General features: G+C 71.9%; 12 protein-coding genes. 10 read left to right on the top strand and 2 right to left on the bottom strand.

The genetic code is table 11. The annotated features are described in order from the left end of the window. Positions 1-182: 182 nt before the first annotated feature. From J8M51_RS37785 to J8M51_RS37765, 5 genes are all read left to right on the top strand, one after another. Positions 183-1,409 (top strand): sensor histidine kinase, encoded by a 1,227-nt coding sequence (locus J8M51_RS37785; RefSeq protein WP_216591724.1) that lies wholly within the window; start codon positions 183-185, stop codon positions 1,407-1,409. Positions 1,410-1,725: 316 nt separating this feature from the next. After that, positions 1,726-3,057, top strand: a complete 1,332-nt coding sequence (locus tag J8M51_RS37780) for a sensor histidine kinase (RefSeq protein WP_267299851.1) — start codon at positions 1,726-1,728, stop codon at positions 3,055-3,057. A gap of 345 nt (positions 3,058-3,402) precedes the next feature. Next, positions 3,403-4,062, top strand: a complete 660-nt coding sequence (locus J8M51_RS37775) for a response regulator transcription factor (RefSeq protein WP_308114338.1) — start codon at positions 3,403-3,405, stop codon at positions 4,060-4,062. A 295-nt stretch (positions 4,063-4,357) separates the two neighbouring features. Next, positions 4,358-6,304: a 2-oxoacid:acceptor oxidoreductase subunit alpha gene (locus J8M51_RS37770; protein ID WP_086761098.1), complete on the top strand. Its 1,947-nt coding sequence runs from the start codon at positions 4,358-4,360 to the stop codon at positions 6,302-6,304. Then, a complete protein-coding gene (locus J8M51_RS37765) occupies positions 6,297-7,358 on the top strand; it encodes a 2-oxoacid:ferredoxin oxidoreductase subunit beta (RefSeq protein ID WP_086761100.1) in 1,062 nt (353 codons plus the stop codon). The genes J8M51_RS37770 and J8M51_RS37765 overlap by 8 nt, the downstream gene beginning before the upstream one ends. A 39-nt stretch (positions 7,359-7,397) precedes the next feature. On the opposite strand, the gene J8M51_RS37760 is transcribed toward J8M51_RS37765, so the two are convergent. Beyond that, entirely contained in the window at positions 7,398-7,748 is a 351-nt protein-coding gene (locus tag J8M51_RS37760) for a winged helix-turn-helix transcriptional regulator (protein ID WP_086761105.1), read from the bottom strand. Between the two features lie 179 nt (positions 7,749-7,927). On the opposite strand from J8M51_RS37760, the gene J8M51_RS37755 reads away from it, so the two are divergent. From J8M51_RS37755 to J8M51_RS37745, 3 genes are all read left to right on the top strand, one after another. After that, the gene (locus J8M51_RS37755; RefSeq protein ID WP_086761101.1) at positions 7,928-8,782 is read left to right on the top strand and encodes an SDR family oxidoreductase; all 855 of its coding nucleotides are present in this window, start codon (positions 7,928-7,930) and stop codon (positions 8,780-8,782) included. 146 nt (positions 8,783-8,928) lie between these two features. Beyond that, complete coding sequence (rarD, locus tag J8M51_RS37750) at positions 8,929-9,900, top strand: EamA family transporter RarD (protein ID WP_086761103.1); 972 nt, start codon at positions 8,929-8,931, stop codon at positions 9,898-9,900. Between the two features lie 120 nt (positions 9,901-10,020). After that, a complete protein-coding gene (locus tag J8M51_RS37745) occupies positions 10,021-11,031 on the top strand; it encodes a M28 family metallopeptidase (RefSeq protein ID WP_267299850.1) in 1,011 nt (336 codons plus the stop codon). Between the two features lie 142 nt (positions 11,032-11,173). Here J8M51_RS37745 and J8M51_RS37740 read toward each other — a convergent pair whose 3' ends face one another. Beyond that, the gene (locus J8M51_RS37740; protein ID WP_267299849.1) at positions 11,174-13,504 is read right to left on the bottom strand and encodes a tetratricopeptide repeat protein; all 2,331 of its coding nucleotides are present in this window, start codon (positions 13,502-13,504) and stop codon (positions 11,174-11,176) included. Positions 13,505-14,085: 581 nt separating this feature from the next. Here J8M51_RS37740 and J8M51_RS37735 point away from each other — a divergent pair. Then, a complete protein-coding gene (locus J8M51_RS37735; RefSeq protein WP_179203573.1) occupies positions 14,086-14,223 on the top strand; it encodes a hypothetical protein in 138 nt (45 codons plus the stop codon). 317 nt (positions 14,224-14,540) lie between these two features. After that, positions 14,541-15,065, top strand: a complete 525-nt coding sequence (locus J8M51_RS37730; protein WP_086764967.1) for a DUF6668 family protein — start codon at positions 14,541-14,543, stop codon at positions 15,063-15,065. The last annotated feature ends 256 nt before the right edge of the window (positions 15,066-15,321 follow it).

The raw sequence follows: 15,321 nt of genomic DNA, 5'->3' as shown, positions 1-15,321 counted from the left end.
ATGCGGACGCCGTACGTACTCCGCTGTTCGACGATCTGTACGCACGGGAGTCTAGGCCCTGCTAAAGAGAGCGTGAGCAGCCCGTCACAGGTCGGCACTCGCGGGGGTGGGGTTATCCCCAGGGCTGCCGGGGCGGTCCACCTCATGGCGCGGGGCGGGGGCGGACGGGCAGGCTGAGGGGCATGACCGAACCCCTCTTCTCACCGACGGGCGCCGGGCGGCCGTACGGGCGGCCGTTGCCCTCCAGTCAGACGCCCTCCGAGCCGTTGCCGCCCGCGCGGTTCGCGTTCGGGGGCCAGACGTGGCGGGAGATCGCGCATCTGCTGGCGAATCTGCCGTTCGCGCTGCTCGGGTTCGTGTATGTGACGACGGTGCTGTTCACCAGCGCCTTCCTGACGCTGACGGTGATCGGTTTTCCGCTGCTCGCCGCCGCGCTGATGGGGGCCCGGCAGCTGGGGCGGCTGGAGCGGATGCGGGCGCGGGCGCTGCTGCGGGTGGCGGTGGACGAGCCGAGTCCGCTGCCGCTGCGCGGGGGCGGGCGGCGGGCCGACGAGGGGTTCTTCGCGCAGGTGTGGATGAGCGTGAAGGATCCGGTCGGCTGGCGTTCGATGCTGTACGAGCTGATCCGGATGCCATGGGGTATCGCGACGTTCGTCATCACCCTCACGGGGTTGTTCGTGGCGTGGCCGGTGCTGCCGTACATCGTGCGGGGGCTGACGAACGTGGACCGGGTGATGGTGCGGTCGCTGCTGTCGCCGTCCGATGAGTTGGAGCGGCGGATCGCCGAACTGGAGTCCGACCGGGGGGTAGTCGTCGACACCGCCGCCGCCGATCTGCGGCGGATCGAGCGGGATCTGCACGACGGGGCGCAGGCGCGGCTGGTGAATCTGGCGATGGGGCTCGGGCTGGCGAAGGAGAAGCTGCTGGAGGACCCCGACGCCGCCGCCTCGATGGTGGAGGAGGCGCACGGGGAGGTGAAGCTGGCGCTGCAGGAGCTGCGGGATCTGGCGCGGGGCATCCATCCGGCGGTGCTGACCGACCGGGGGCTGGACGCCGCGCTGTCGGCGGTGGCCTCGCGGTGCACGGCGCCGGTGAAGGTGACCGTGGACCTGGTCGCGCGGCCGGCCGCCGCGATCGAGGGAATCGCATACTTCACGGTGTCCGAGCTGCTGCAGAACATCAGCAAGCACAGTGGGGCGAAGGCGGCGTCGGTGGATGTGTGGCGGTCCGACGACCGGTTGCTGATCCAGGTGTGGGACGACGGGCGCGGGGGTGCGCGGCTCGACGGGGGGAGCGGGATCGCCGGGCTGGCGGAGCGGCTCGGGGCGGTGGACGGGTTGTTCGTGATCGAGTCGCCGGTGGGAGGGCCTACGACGGTGACGGCGGAGTTGCCGTGGCGGGGGCGGTAGCGCGCGGCGGTGTCGGGGGCGCCTGTTCGTCGTGGGTGCTCCTTCTTCGTGGGCGGGTGCGGGTGCGTCATGGTTGCTCGCGCCCACGCGGCGGAGCCGCAAATCGATACAGCCCCGCGCCCCTGAAAAAGCGGGGCTGCGCCCCTGCCTTTTCGGCCCGCCGCCTCGGGGGTCACAAGTTCCGCCGCGTCGAGGCCGAAGGTGGGGAAAACCCCCCTGTCGAGACGCCGACCCGCTCCATGGTTCCGGCGGGCCGGGGACAGCAGTGTGGACGTACGACATCGGGAGTGCGGGACAGTGAAGGTGGGCGAGGGTGATGGCCGCGGAGTACGGGCACGGGTACGGGGGCTGGGGCGAGGAGCGGCGGCGTCGGGTGCCGGCGGGGCTGCGGGCGCCGTTCGAGGGGCGCAGCTGGCGGGAGCTGGCGTATGTGCTGCTGGGGCTGCCGATCGGGATCCTGCTCTTCACGTACGCCATCACGATGGTGTCGGTCGGGGCGGGGCTGCTGATCACGTTCCTCGGGGTGCCGGTGCTGGCGGCGGGGCTCGCCGGATGCCGGGGGTTCGGGGCGCTGGAGCGGGCGCGGGCGCGGGCGTTGCTCGGCATGGAGGTGTCCGCGCCGGAGCCGCTGCGGCCGAAGGGGCGCGGGGTGATGGCCTGGATGGGCGCCTTGCTGCGCAGCGGGTCGTCGTGGCGGCAACTGCTGTACGCGGTCGTGCAGTTCCCCTGGTCGGTGTTCTCCTTCGGGGTGGCGGTGACCTTCTGGACGTACGGGTGGGCGCTGCTGACGTATCCGCTCTGGTTCTGGGTGTTCCCCGTGTGGGCCGGGCAGGACGGGCTGCAGCTGTACGGGGACGAGACGCACTCGGTGTATCTGGACAACCCGTTCGAGGTGACCGTGACCGCGCTGGTGGGGCTGCTCTTCACGATGGCCACGCCGTGGATCGTGCGGGGGCTGACGACGGTCGACCGGGTGATGGTGGGCACGCTGCTCGGACCGTCGCGGCTGGGGGCGCGTGTCGTGGAGCTGGAGTCGGACCGGGGCGTCGTGGTCGACACGGCCGCCGCTGATCTGCGGCGGATCGAGCGGGATCTGCACGACGGGGCGCAGGCGCGGCTGGTCGCGCTGGCGATGGATCTGGGGCTGGCGAAGGAGAAGCTGGCGGAGGACCCCCGGGCGGCGGCGGTGATGGTCGACTCGGCGCACGGTGAGGTGAAGACCGCGCTGCAGGAGCTGCGGGATCTGGCGCGGGGCATCCACCCGGCCGTGCTGACCGACCGGGGGCTCGACGCGGCGCTGTCGGCGGTGGCCTCGCGGTGTGCGGTGCCGGTGGTGGTGGATGTGGACCTGCCCGCGCGGCCGGTGCCGGCGATCGAGGGCATCGCGTACTTCACCGTCTCCGAGCTGCTGCAGAACGTCAGCAAGCACGCGGGGGCGTCGCGGGCGACCGTGGATGTGTGGAGGGTCGAGAACCGGCTGATGCTGCAGGTCGGCGATGACGGTGTGGGGGGTGCGGATTCGGGGGGTGGGTCCGGGCTGGCGGGGCTCGCGGAGCGGATCGGGGCGGTCGACGGGATTCTGGTTGTCGACTCGCCGGCCGGGGGGCCGACTCGGGTGACGGCGGAGTTGCCCTGGCGGGCGGCCTGAGCGACGCCCTGCGGGGCTGGGGGGGCGCCTTTCGCCGTGGGGGGCCTGGGTTCGTGGGCGGGTGCGGGTTCGGTGGGGGTTCTCGCGCAGTTCCCCGCGCCCCTGAAAAGCCGGGGCTGCGCCCCGTGCTTTTCGGCCCGCTCCCCCTTCGGCCCGCTCCCCTCAAGCCCACACCCCCTCGACCCGCTCCCCCTCGACCCACACCCCTCAAGCCGCATACCCCTCCTACGGTTGGCCGATTCTCGTCGGTGTGGGCCGTGGGTGTTCCGATGCTGGGATGCTGGGGGCTGTCGTGCGGTCGGGGTGGGGGCGGGTGTCGTGGGGGGACAGGGCGTGGAGGACAGGGTGCGGGTGGTCATCGCCGAGGATTCGGTGCTGCTGCGGGAGGGCCTGACGCGGCTGCTGACCGATCGGGGGCATGACGTCGTCGCGGGGGTCGGGGACGGGAACGCCCTGATCAAGACGATCACGGAGTTCGCGGCGCAGGGGAGTCTGCCGGACGTGGTCGTCGCCGATGTCCGGATGCCGCCGACGCACACCGACGAAGGCGTACGGGCCGCCGTGGAGCTGCGGAAGCACCATCCGGAGCTGGGGGTGCTCGTGCTGTCGCAGTACGTGGAGGAGCGGTACGCCACCGAGCTGCTCGCGGGGTCCAGTCGTGGGGTCGGGTATCTGCTGAAGGACCGGGTGGCCGAGGTCCGGGAGTTCGTGGACGCGGTGGTGCGGGTGGCGCGCGGTGGTACGGCGCTGGACCCGGAGGTGGTCGCGCAGTTGCTCGGGCGCAGCCGGAAGCAGGACGTCCTCGCGGGGCTCACCCCGCGCGAGCGGGAGGTGCTCGGGCTGATGGCGGAGGGGCGGACCAACTCGGCGATCGCCCGTCAGCTGGTCGTCAGCGACGGGGCCGTCGAGAAGCACGTCAGCAATATCTTCCTGAAGCTCGGGCTGTCCCCGAGCGACGGGGACCACCGGCGCGTGCTTGCGGTGCTCACCTACCTCAATTCATGACTGTCTGACACTGTGTCAGATAGGGGTCGGCCGTCGGCACCGGTCGGCCGTCGGCCCGGACCGGCAGGCGGGGTGCCGACGGGCGACCGAGAACCACCGGCCCGTCCCGCGCGTCTTCAGCGGAAGCGACAGGGGCGGGTAAATCGTGACAAGTCAGGGTGCCCGGCAGCCCCAAAAAGAGGATCCATCAGTCGAACGCGCCAGGGAAGGCCGCCCCCGCCGACGTAGGGTTGATCCTGGGAGGGCCGATGGGTCGGCCGTTCCCGGACAGCCGCCTCAAGGGAGGTCCAGTTCAGTGACCAGCCAGGTCAGCAGCCCAGCGGAGCAGGCCGACGAAGCCGCTCTGGGAGAACTGAGAGAACAGCGCGACCCGGGCGGTCCGGCGGGGACGAAGGCCGTCCGCCGACTCGATCGGGTGATCATTCGCTTCGCCGGGGACTCCGGGGACGGGATGCAGCTCACCGGCGACCGCTTCACCTCCGAAACGGCCTCCTTCGGCAACGACCTCTCCACCCTGCCGAACTTCCCCGCCGAGATCCGCGCCCCCGCCGGCACCCTCCCGGGTGTCTCCAGCTTCCAGCTGCACTTCGCCGACCACGACATCCTCACCCCGGGCGACGCCCCCAACGTGCTCGTCGCGATGAACCCGGCGGCCCTGAAGGCGAACATCGCGGACGTGCCGCGCGGCGCGGAGATCATCGTCAACACGGACGAGTTCACCAAACGGGCGATGCAGAAGGTCGGGTACGCGGTCAGTCCGCTGGAGGACGGGTCGCTGGACGGCTACAGCGTCCATCCGGTGCCGCTGACCACGCTGACCGTCGAGGCGCTGAAGGAGTTCGACCTCAGCCGCAAGGAGGCCGAGCGCAGCAAGAACATGTTCGCGCTCGGCCTGCTGTCATGGATGTACCACCGGCCGACCGAGGGGACCGAGAAGTTCCTGGCGGCCAAGTTCGCCAAGAAACCGGAGATCGCCGCCGCCAACCTCGCCGCCTTCCGCGCCGGGTGGAACTTCGGCGAGACGACCGAGGACTTCGCGGTCAGTTACGAGATCGCCCCGGCGACCCAGGCCTTCCCCGTCGGCACCTACCGGAACATCTCCGGGAACCTGGCGCTGTCGTACGGGCTGATCGCGGCCTCCCGGCAGGCCGATCTGCCGCTCTATCTGGGCTCGTATCCGATCACCCCGGCCTCGGACATCCTGCACGAGCTGAGCCGGCACAAGAACTTCGGTGTGCGGACCTTCCAGGCGGAGGACGAGATCGCCGGGATCGGGGCTGCGCTGGGGGCCGCGTTCGGGGGTTCTCTGGCGGTGACCACGACCTCCGGGCCGGGGGTGGCGCTGAAGTCGGAGACCATCGGGCTCGCCGTCTCGCTCGAACTGCCGCTGCTCGTCGTCGACATCCAGCGCGGCGGGCCGTCCACCGGGCTGCCCACCAAGACCGAGCAGGCGGATCTGCTGCAGGCGATGTACGGCCGCAACGGCGAGGCGCCGGTGCCGGTGGTCGCGCCGCGCACCCCGGCGGACTGTTTCGACGCGGCCATCGAGGCGGCGCGGATCGCGCTGACGTACCGCACCCCCGTGTTCCTGCTCTCGGACGGCTACCTGGCCAACGGCAGCGAGCCGTGGCGCATCCCCGAGACCGACGAACTCCCGGACCTGACCGTGCAGTTCACCCAGGGACCCAACCACACCCTGGACGACGGCACCGAGGTCTTCTGGCCCTACAAGCGCGACCCGCGCACCCTCGCCCGCCCCTGGGCGATCCCGGGCACCCCCGGCCTCGAACACCGGATCGGCGGCATCGAGAAGCAGGACGGCACGGGCAACATCTCCTACGACCCGGCCAACCACGACTTCATGGTCCGCACCCGGCAGGCGAAGATCGACGGGATCGACGTCCCCGATGTCGAGGTCGACGATCCGCACGGCGCCCGGACCCTGGTCCTCGGCTGGGGGTCGACATACGGGCCGATCACGGCGGCGGTACGGCGGCTGCGGACGGCCGGGGAGGCGATCGCCCAGGCCCATCTGCGGCATCTCAACCCCTTCCCGCGGAATCTGGGCGCCGTGCTCGCGCGGTACGACAAGGTGGTGATCCCCGAGATGAACCTCGGCCAGCTCGCCATGCTGATCCGGGCGAAGTACCTGGTCGACGCCCACTCCTACAACCAGGTGAACGGCATGCCGTTCAAGGCGGAGCAGCTCGCCACGGCTCTCAAGGAGGCCATCGATGGCTGACATCGGCAACGAGCTGCTGCAGCTGGTCCCCAAGGCCGCCGCCCGGCAGTCCATGAAGGACTTCAAGTCCGACCAGGAGGTGCGCTGGTGCCCCGGCTGCGGTGACTACGCGATCCTCGCCGCCGTCCAGAGCTTCATGCCGGAGCTGGGGCTGGCGAAGGAGAACATCGTCTTCGTCTCCGGGATCGGCTGCTCGTCCCGCTTCCCGTACTACCTGGACACCTACGGGATGCACTCGATCCACGGGCGGGCGCCGGCGATCGCGACCGGGCTCGCCACCTCCCGCCGCGACCTGTCGGTGTGGGTGGTGACCGGTGACGGGGACGCGCTGTCCATCGGCGGCAACCATCTGATCCACGCCCTGCGCCGCAATGTGAACCTGAAGATCCTGCTCTTCAACAACCGCATCTACGGCCTGACGAAGGGGCAGTACTCCCCCACCTCCGAGGTCGGGAAGGTCACCAAGTCCACGCCCATGGGGTCGCTGGACGCGCCCTTCAACCCGGTGTCGCTGGCGATCGGGGCGGAGGCGTCGTTCGTGGCGCGGACCGTGGACTCCGACCGCAAGCATCTGACGGAGGTGCTGCGGCAGGCCGCCGCCCACCCCGGCACGGCACTGGTGGAGATCTACCAGAACTGCAACATCTTCAACGACGGCGCCTTCGAGGTCCTCAAGGACCGGCAGCAGGCCGAGGAGGCCGTGATCCGGCTGGAGCACGGCGAGCAGATCCGGTTCGGCGCGGACCGCGGACGGGGCGTCGTACGGGACGAGGCGACCGGCGATCTGAAGGTCGTCACCGTGACGGCGGAGAACGAGTCGCGGGTGCTGGTCCACGACGCGCACGCCGCATCCCCGACCACGGCGTTCGCGCTGTCACGGCTGGCCGATCCGGACACCCTCCACCACACCCCGATCGGTGTCCTGCGGTCCGTGCGGCGGCCCGTCTACGACGCCCAGATGTCCGACCAGCTCGACTCCGCCGTCGAGCGGCACGGCAAGGGCGATCTGTCGGCGCTGCTGGCGGGCGGGGACACCTGGACCGTCGTGGGATGACCCCGGTGCGCGGGACCCGGGTCCGGGGCGGCAGCCGCCTCAGGCCCGGGCCTCGTCGTACACCTCCCGCGCCCGCTGTACGGCGTCCATGCGGTCCTTGGTCCAGGTGGCCAGGGCGCGCACCTGCTCGGCGGCCTCGCGGCCGAGGTCGGTGAGGGAGTAGTCCACGCGGGGCGGGATGACCGGCTTGGCGTCGCGGTGGACGAGGCCGTCGCGCTCCAGGGTCTGCAGGGTCTGGGTGAGCATCTTCTCGCTGACCCGGCCGATGGCCCGGCGCAGCTCGCTGAAGCGGTACGGCCGCTCCAGCAGCTCGATCAGGACGAGAACGCCCCAGCGGCTGGTGACGTGCTCCAGGACGAGGCGGTAGGGGCACATACCCTCGCCGTCCATGTCGTACCTGCTCGCGGGCTTGCTCGCGGGCTTGTTCGCGGGTTGCGGGGACACCTTGCTCACGGCCATGCCAGTACCTTACTTCAAGACCAGTACCTTACTTCAAAGTGGGTACTTTCGAAGAGTTAGCGCACCTTCTAGGGTTAGTGGTGCACCCGCCCCCCTGGAGGAGTTTCACCATGAGCATCGTCGTCACCGGAGCCACCGGACACCTCGGCACGTTCGTCGTCGAAGGACTGCTGGAGAAGGTTCCGGCCGAGCAGATCACGGCCGTCGTCCGCAGCGAGGAGAAGGGTGCCGGGCTCGCGGCGCGGGGCGTGAAGATCGCCGTCGCCGACTACAACGCCCCCGAGACCTTCGACGGCCTCTTCGCCGCCGGCGACAAGGTGCTGCTGATCTCCGGCACCGAGTTCGACAAGGGCCGGGTCGGCCAGCACCAGGTCGTGATCGACGCCGCCAAGGCGGCCGGGGTCGCGCTCCTCGCCTACACCAGCGCGCCGGGCACCCTGACGGCCGCGCTCGCCGACGACCACCGGGGCACGGAGGCGGCGCTGCTCGCCTCCGGCCTGCCGTACGCCCTGCTGCGCAACGGCTGGTACCACGAGAACTACACCGAGCAGCTCGCGCCGGTACTGCAGTTCAACGCCGTGACCCACGCCGCCGGCGAGGGCCGGGTCTCCTCCGCCGCCCGCGCGGACTACGCCGCCGCCGCCGTCGCCGTACTGACCGGCGAGGGCCACGAGAACCAGACGTACGAGCTGGGCGGCGACGTCGCCTGGAGCTTCGCCGAGTACGCGGCCGAGCTGAGCGGGCAGACGGGCAAGGAGATAGCGAACAACCCCGTCTCCGGCGAGGTCCTGGTCGGCATCCTCACCGGCGCCGGGCTCCCCGAGCCGTTCGCCGCGATCCTCGCGGGCGTGGACGCGTCCGTCGAGAAGGGCGAGCTGGTCGTCACCTCCGGCGACCTCGCCCGCCTCATCGGCCGCCCCACCACGCCGATCTCCGACTCGATCGCGGTGGCCCTGAAGGCCTGACCGTCCGGGCCCACCGGCCCGCCCGACCGGCCCACCCCCGGCTGTCATGACCGTATCCCGATACGGGCATGACAGCCGGGGGTGCTCGGCGTTACCTTCGGGAGGCTGGGGGTCGCGGTGGCGCGGCCGGGCGAGAAGGAGGGGCCGTGGCGGCGCAGGCGAGGGGCGAACACCGGATAGGACTGCTGAACGGGTTCGCCGCGTACGGGATGTGGGGGCTCGTCCCCCTGTTCTGGCCCCTGCTGAAGCCGTCCGGCGCGGTGGAGATCCTGGCCCACCGCATGGTCTGGTCCCTCGCGGTCGTCGGCGTCCTGCTGCTGGTGCTGCGGCGCTGGGCCTGGGCGGGTGAGCTGCTGCGACAGCCGCGCAGGCTCGCCCTGATCACGGTCGCGGCGGCGGTGATCACCGTCAACTGGGGCGTGTACATCTGGGCCGTCAACACCCACCAGGTGGTCGAGGCCTCCCTCGGGTACTTCATCAACCCGCTCGTCACCATCGCCATCGGTGTGCTGCTGCTGAAGGAGCGGCTGCGGCCCGTCCAGTGGACCGCGGTCGGCGTCGGCTTCGCCGCCGTCCTCGTCCTCACCGTCGGTTACGGCCGACCGCCGTGGATCTCCCTCTGTCTCGCCTTCTCCTTCGCCACGTACGGGCTGGTGAAGAAGAAGGTCAATCTGGGCGGGGTCGAGTCGCTGGCCGCGGAGACCGCGATCCAGTTCCTGCCCGCGCTGGCCTATCTGCTGTGGCTGGGATCGCGCGGGGACGCCACCTTCGGGCCGGAGGGCACCGGACACGCGCTGCTGCTCGCGGCGACCGGGCTGGTGACCGCGCTGCCGCTGGTCTGCTTCGGGGCGGCGGCGATCCGGGTGCCGCTGTCCACGCTGGGGCTGCTGCAGTATCTGGCGCCGGTGTTCCAGTTCCTGCTGGGTGTCTGGTACTTCGGTGAGGCCATGCCGCCCGAGCGGTGGGCCGGCTTCGCGCTGGTGTGGCTGGCGCTGTCGCTGCTGACGTGGGACGCGCTGCGGACGGCGCGGGCGGCTCGGCGGCGGATGGCGGAGCTGGTGGACAGCGAGGCGGGGGTCGTCGACACCTTCGAGGCGCGAACCCCGCTGGCCAAATAGCACCCTTGACGGAGAGTCAGTCTCCGCCGCACCATCCAGGCACCTCATTCACCGGGTTCGCCATGGACACATCAACAATGTCGTCCATGGCGTTCCCCATGGAATTCGGAGCCCCCCACTATGAAGCTCTCTGTTCCAGCCACGGGACGCACCGCCGGACGCACCGGACGCACCACCGGTCGCACCACCGTCGCCGCCGCCGTCGCGGTGGCGACACTGTTCGCCGGCGGGTCCATGGCGGGGGCGGCACCCGCCCCCGACCGTGCGGTCGCCGCCCGGGACGCCGCGATCGCCGCCGCTCCCGATCTTCCCGTGGCCAACGTCAAGGCCCATCTGGCCCAGTTCCAGTCCATAGCCGCGGCCAACGGCGGCAACCGGGCGCACGGCCGCGCCGGCTATCTCGCGTCCCTGAACTACGTGAAGGGCAAGCTCGACGCGGCGGGCTTCGTCACCACCACCCAGACCTTCACGTCCGGCGGCCGTACCGGCTACAACCTGATCGCGGACTGGCCCGGCGGCGACACCAATCAGGTTGTCATGGCCGGTTCACACTTGGACAGTGTCACCACGGGAGCCGGCATCAACGACAACGGCTCGGGCTCTGCCGCCGTGCTGGAGGCCGCGCTGGCCGTGTCCCGCTCGAACTACCAGCCCACGAAGCATCTGCGGTTCGCCTGGTGGGGCGCGGAGGAGCTGGGGCTCGTCGGCTCCCGCTACCACGTCAACAACCTGTCCGCGGCCAACCGGGCCCGGATCAGCGGCTATCTCAACTTCGACATGATCGGCTCACCGAACCCCGGGTACTTCGTCTACGACGACGACCCCGTCATCGAGCAGACCTTCAAGGACTACTTCACGGGGATCGGGGTCGCGACCGAGATCGAGACCGAGGGTGACGGACGGTCCGACCACGCGCCCTTCAAGAGCGCGGGCATACCCGTGGGCGGGCTCTTCACCGGGGCGAGCCGGGCGAAGACGGCCGCGCAGGTCGCCAAGTGGGGCGGCACGTCCGGGCAGGCCTTCGACCGCTGCTACCACTCGTCGTGCGACACCACGTCCAACATCAACGACACGGCGCTCGACCGGAACGGGGATGCGCTGGCTTACGCGGTGTGGGAGCTGTCCGAGTAGGGCGGGCGCGTAAGGGGTCGGAGGCTCTGTACGTGGGCGGGTGCGGGTGCGGGTGCGGGTGCGGGTGCGTGGGGGTTCTCGCGCAGTTCCCCGCGCCCCTGAAGAGCAGGGGCTGCGCCCCCTGCTCTTCAGGCCCGCCGCATCAGGCGTAGGGGCTGGAGTCGAGGGCCCGGGCCCGTTCGGTGAGGCGGGTCATGCGGGTACGGGCCTTCTCCAGCTGCCCCAGGTCGTCGGCGGCGGGGCCCTCGTCGGCGGCCAGGTCGGTCCAGACGGCGATCAGGTCGCGGCCCAGGTGCAGGCCCTGGAGCGGGTCGCGGACCGCGCGCCAGGCCGCCGCCGCGCTCTGGATGTTGCCGTACGCGGCCCGCTGGTCGCGCAGCCGGTGGCGGAGGCCGGCCAGGTCGAGGGAGAGATGGAAGGAGCGCAGGGCGTCACCGGCCAAGTAGGCGATGTAGGCGGTGAGTTCGCGGAGCTTCAGGACCTCGGGGTGCTGCGGGCCGAGGGCCGCGGTCGCCTGCGCGACGGTCTGCTCGGCCATCTCCGCGGCCTCCTGGATACGGCCCAGCTTCACCGCCTCGTTGATACGGGACATGGACTCCGCGAACGGCGACTCCGTGCCGTCGTCCTCCGCGCCCGTGTCCAGCACGGCCTCCGCGACCGCGTCGAACTCCCGCACCGGCGCGGGCTTCGGCGCGTCGTCCTCCTCCAGGACCTTCCACTCGGGAGCGGAGTAGGCGTCGGTGGCGGACTCCTCCGGAGGGGCCAGGACGGGGGGCGCGGGCTCGGGGACGGAAGCGGCGGGCGGCGCCTGGGCGGGCATCGGGGCCGGAGCCGGGGTCGGCGGCCAGGGCTGGGGCTCCAGCGAGGCGGGGCCCGACTCCGGCGCCGGGGGCGGGGGCCAGGCCTGCGGCTCCGGGGCGACGTATTCCGGCTCCGGAGTGACGTGCTGCGGATCCGCGATGTGCTGCCGCTCCGGGGACGGCGTGGTGTTCGGGGTGTGGGCAGCGGGGTGGGCCGGGGTCTGGCCCCGGAACCAGGGGTGCCGTTCCTGGCCGGTGGCCGCCTGCTCCGGGGCCGGCTCTTCGGAACCGGGCGCGTGGGCGGAGTTCCGCGCGGGCGCCGGGGGCTGGGACTGGCTCGAGGAAGAGGGCCGGGGCTCCACGGAGGCCGGGGCCGCGGGCGAGGGCTCGGAAACTCCGGTGGCCCGGTCCTGGTGCCAGGGCTCGAAGTCCGTGTGGGCCTGGGGCAGTTCGGGGCCCATGGCCGGGCCGAACACGCCTGTCGGGGGTGAGACCGTACCGGCCGGAACTGCCGGGGCGTCGTCGTGAGCGGGCTCGGGTGACGAGGGGGCGGCGTCCGGGTCGAGCTGTACCCCCGGCAGGGTCAGCGGGAGGCCCGGGGTGCGGGGCGGCCGGGCCAAGGGCCCGTCCGTCGGCTCCGGCACCGCGCGCAGCACGAACGTGGACGGCGCGACCCCGCCCGGGGACGGCGCCGATCCCGCCGACTGGTCCCTCTTCTCCTTCGCCGCAGTGAGCGGCATCGTCCGGGGTTCCCGCTTCGCTGCCGGAGCAGGTACGGGCGCGGGTACGGGCTCCGCCGAGAAGTGGTCCGGCGTCGCCTCGGATGCGGGTGCGGGCGCGTATGCAGGTGCGTGGGTGGACGCGGGTGCGTGGGTGGGCTCGGAGGCGCGCGGGGCTTCGGAGGCGCGCGGGGCTTCGGAGGAGTGCGCGGCTTCGGGCGCCTGCTTCGCCGCCGTCAACGGAAGCGTGCTCGGCTCCCGCTTCGGCCGCGGCGGCTCCGGCGTCGAAGCGACCGGCTCCGCCGAGGGCGCCTGCTTCCCCGCCGCCAACCTCATCGTGCTGGGCTCCGGCTTCGGCTGCCGCTCGGCCTGGGCCTGCCACCTCTGCTCCGGCTGAACCTGCGGCTGGGGCGGCGTCGAGGTGGTCGGTCGGTTCGACTCGGGGAGCTCGTCCGGGAGTTCCAGCCCCGCGGCGGCCGACTCCGGTACCGAGCGCAGCACATGGGTGGACCTGTCACGGCGCGGGCCCGGCGCGGAAGCCGGCGGCTCGGCGGCCGAATAGCCGCCCGTCTCGACGGCCGGGTGCCTGCCCACCGGCGCGGCGCCGCTCCCGGGCGCTCCCGCGAAGCCTCTCGGCTCGCCCACCCGTACGGGCTCCCCGGCGTAGTGGCTGGAGCCGTCGACGTGGATCCGGAGGGGGACGACGTAGCCGATGCGTTCGTCATGGATCGTGGCGAGGACAGGGTGGCCGGTGGCGAGGGCCAGGCGGTGGAGGTAGTCGAGCGCGGCGTCCTGGAAGGACACCCCGGCGGCCGGGGGCACCGGCACGCCGCCGACCGTCGCGCCGGCCTCGGCGGAGACCCGTACGTCGATCGGGGTGAGCCCCGCCGACGCACGCCCCGCGCGCTTGAGTTCCTTGAGTTCCCGCTTCTGTTCGCGGCTGAGTCGAGTCATCGTTCCCTCACTCGGGTCGGGCAGAAGGAGAAGGTGAAGAAGCGGGAGAAGCAGGAGCAGTCCGGGGTGATGCCGTGGTGTCCTTGCCGGAACCCTCCGGCAAGGACACCACTGTCCCCACCGTACGCACCTCGTCCACCCGCCATGGCTCGCCCTTGCCCGAACGCACCAGCTGCACGCACACCGTGGCCTGCGGGCCGGTGCCGGTCGACGACATCACAACGACCGTTCGCCGAGCCCCCCGCCGGGCCTCGTTGCCGAACCCACCGGCTCGGACACCCACTCCGGTTCCGGACCCGTACAGGCCGCCGTGCTCGTTACGCGCATGACGCCCGTCACACATCCCGCGTCCGCCGTGCGCATCGCGCCTCGTGTCCACCCTCGTTCCCCTCCTCACCTGAGTGTCCCGCCTCGCCGGTCTCGGCGTCCACGTCGTTCGTGGCACCCGTGCCGTCCCTGCGGCCCCAGCCATGGCGCCGGGTTGACGTAGATGCCGTCCCGCATCACATCGAGGTGGGGGGTGGGAGCCTGTCGAGCAGCCGGTGGAGCCGGCCGGGGCAACGCGCCGACCGACCTCGACCGTGTCGACGGTCGGGTTCCGGCCCGACCCGGCGCCGTCGGCGCCCGGTTCCTCGGCCTCCCCGCCGCCGCTCACCGCGAGCATCATCACCACCGGCGTCATCACGGCTGCCCCGCAGGGCCGACAGCCCTGGTCGTGACAGACCCTCCCCCGTTGGACATCTGCTCCCCTCAGCGTCGAAGTGGCGAGGCCCCAAAGCTCGGTGACGACATCCGGCGACGAACTTCGGTCGTGTTCCTGCCACTTGGGTCCAGTCGTACAAGTCTCTCCGCTCCCCTGCGTTCCGCGCGTAACCGGCGCGTCACAGGCTCGTCGCAGGAGCTCACGTCCCGATTCCCCAGCCGGCCGCAGGCCGTGAGGATCGAAGGGTGGGCGCGTACGACAGGTGCACCGGACTCAGGAAGACTGCTGTGGTCAACGGCGGAAACTGGGAATGCGGAGAGCGGTGATGCGGTGATGCGGCCGGAGACGGAACAGACGGCGGCCGGGCCGGAGATCTGGGTGCGGGGGTCGGTGACGGAGCCGGAGGCACGGCCGCAGGATCCGCCGCCCCGGGCGACCGCGAGCGCGCGGCGGTTCTCCTGGGTCGCCACGCACGGCGGCGCCGGGGCGACCACCCTCGCCGAGGTCTTCGGCGGTCATGACGCGGGCCGCAACTGGCCGCGCCCGGACCAGGGCGACCCCGCGTCGGTGCTCCTGGTCGGGCGGACGCACGCCGCCGGGCTCGACGCGGTCTCGCACACCCTGGACATCTTCCGGCGGGGCGACGCGCCGCCGGGGCTCGACCTCGACGCGATCGTGCTGGTCGCGGACGCGCCCGGCCGGCTGCCCCGGCAGCTGGTGCAGCGCGCGAAGGTGATCGGTTCGGTCATAGACGTCTACCGCGTGCCCTGGGTGCCCGCCTGGCGCACCGGCGATCTCACCGGCCCGCCGCCCCGGGAGAGCGCGGCACTGGCCCGACTGACCGGAAGGACCCCATGAGCAGCACTCGCACGCCCCCGCGACGACGCTGACCTCCCGTCGGTTGCCGCCACCGTCAAGCTGACGCAGGGGTCGGACCCGCCGCCGGGCCGCTGAGCCACCTAGGGCCTGTCTTCAAATTCCCGCCGTCGCCCGGAGGGCGGCCCCGCGGCGTCAGGTGCGTGCTCTCGGCGTGCCGGGCCCTGATCCGCGTACTGGACGTACTCGGGTCAGGGCCCGGTGCGGTGAGAGTGCGTGCATGGCGTCGCGGGGCAGG

Origin of the sequence: Streptomyces griseiscabiei, assembly GCF_020010925.1 — a bacterium.
Lineage (GTDB): Bacteria > Actinomycetota > Actinomycetes > Streptomycetales > Streptomycetaceae > Streptomyces > Streptomyces griseiscabiei.
This window is presented reverse-complemented; position numbering and strand designations above follow the sequence as displayed.

Bases quoted from the DNA above. Each gene is read 5' to 3' on its own strand.
- J8M51_RS37760 (WP_086761105.1), bottom strand. From the start codon at position 7,748: ATGGACGGCGAGGGTATGTGCCCCTACCGCCTCGTCCTGGAGCACGTC.
- J8M51_RS37765 (WP_086761100.1), top strand. From the start codon at position 6,297: ATGGCTGACATCGGCAACGAGCTGCTGCAGCTGGTCCCCAAGGCCGCC.
- J8M51_RS37740 (WP_267299849.1), bottom strand. From the start codon at position 13,504: ATGACTCGACTCAGCCGCGAACAGAAGCGGGAACTCAAGGAACTCAAG.
- J8M51_RS37785 (WP_216591724.1), top strand. From the start codon at position 183: ATGACCGAACCCCTCTTCTCACCGACGGGCGCCGGGCGGCCGTACGGG.
- J8M51_RS37780 (WP_267299851.1), top strand. From the start codon at position 1,726: ATGGCCGCGGAGTACGGGCACGGGTACGGGGGCTGGGGCGAGGAGCGG.
- J8M51_RS37745 (WP_267299850.1), top strand. From the start codon at position 10,021: ATGAAGCTCTCTGTTCCAGCCACGGGACGCACCGCCGGACGCACCGGA.
- J8M51_RS37755 (WP_086761101.1), top strand. From the start codon at position 7,928: ATGAGCATCGTCGTCACCGGAGCCACCGGACACCTCGGCACGTTCGTC.
- J8M51_RS37730 (WP_086764967.1), top strand. From the start codon at position 14,541: ATGCGGCCGGAGACGGAACAGACGGCGGCCGGGCCGGAGATCTGGGTG.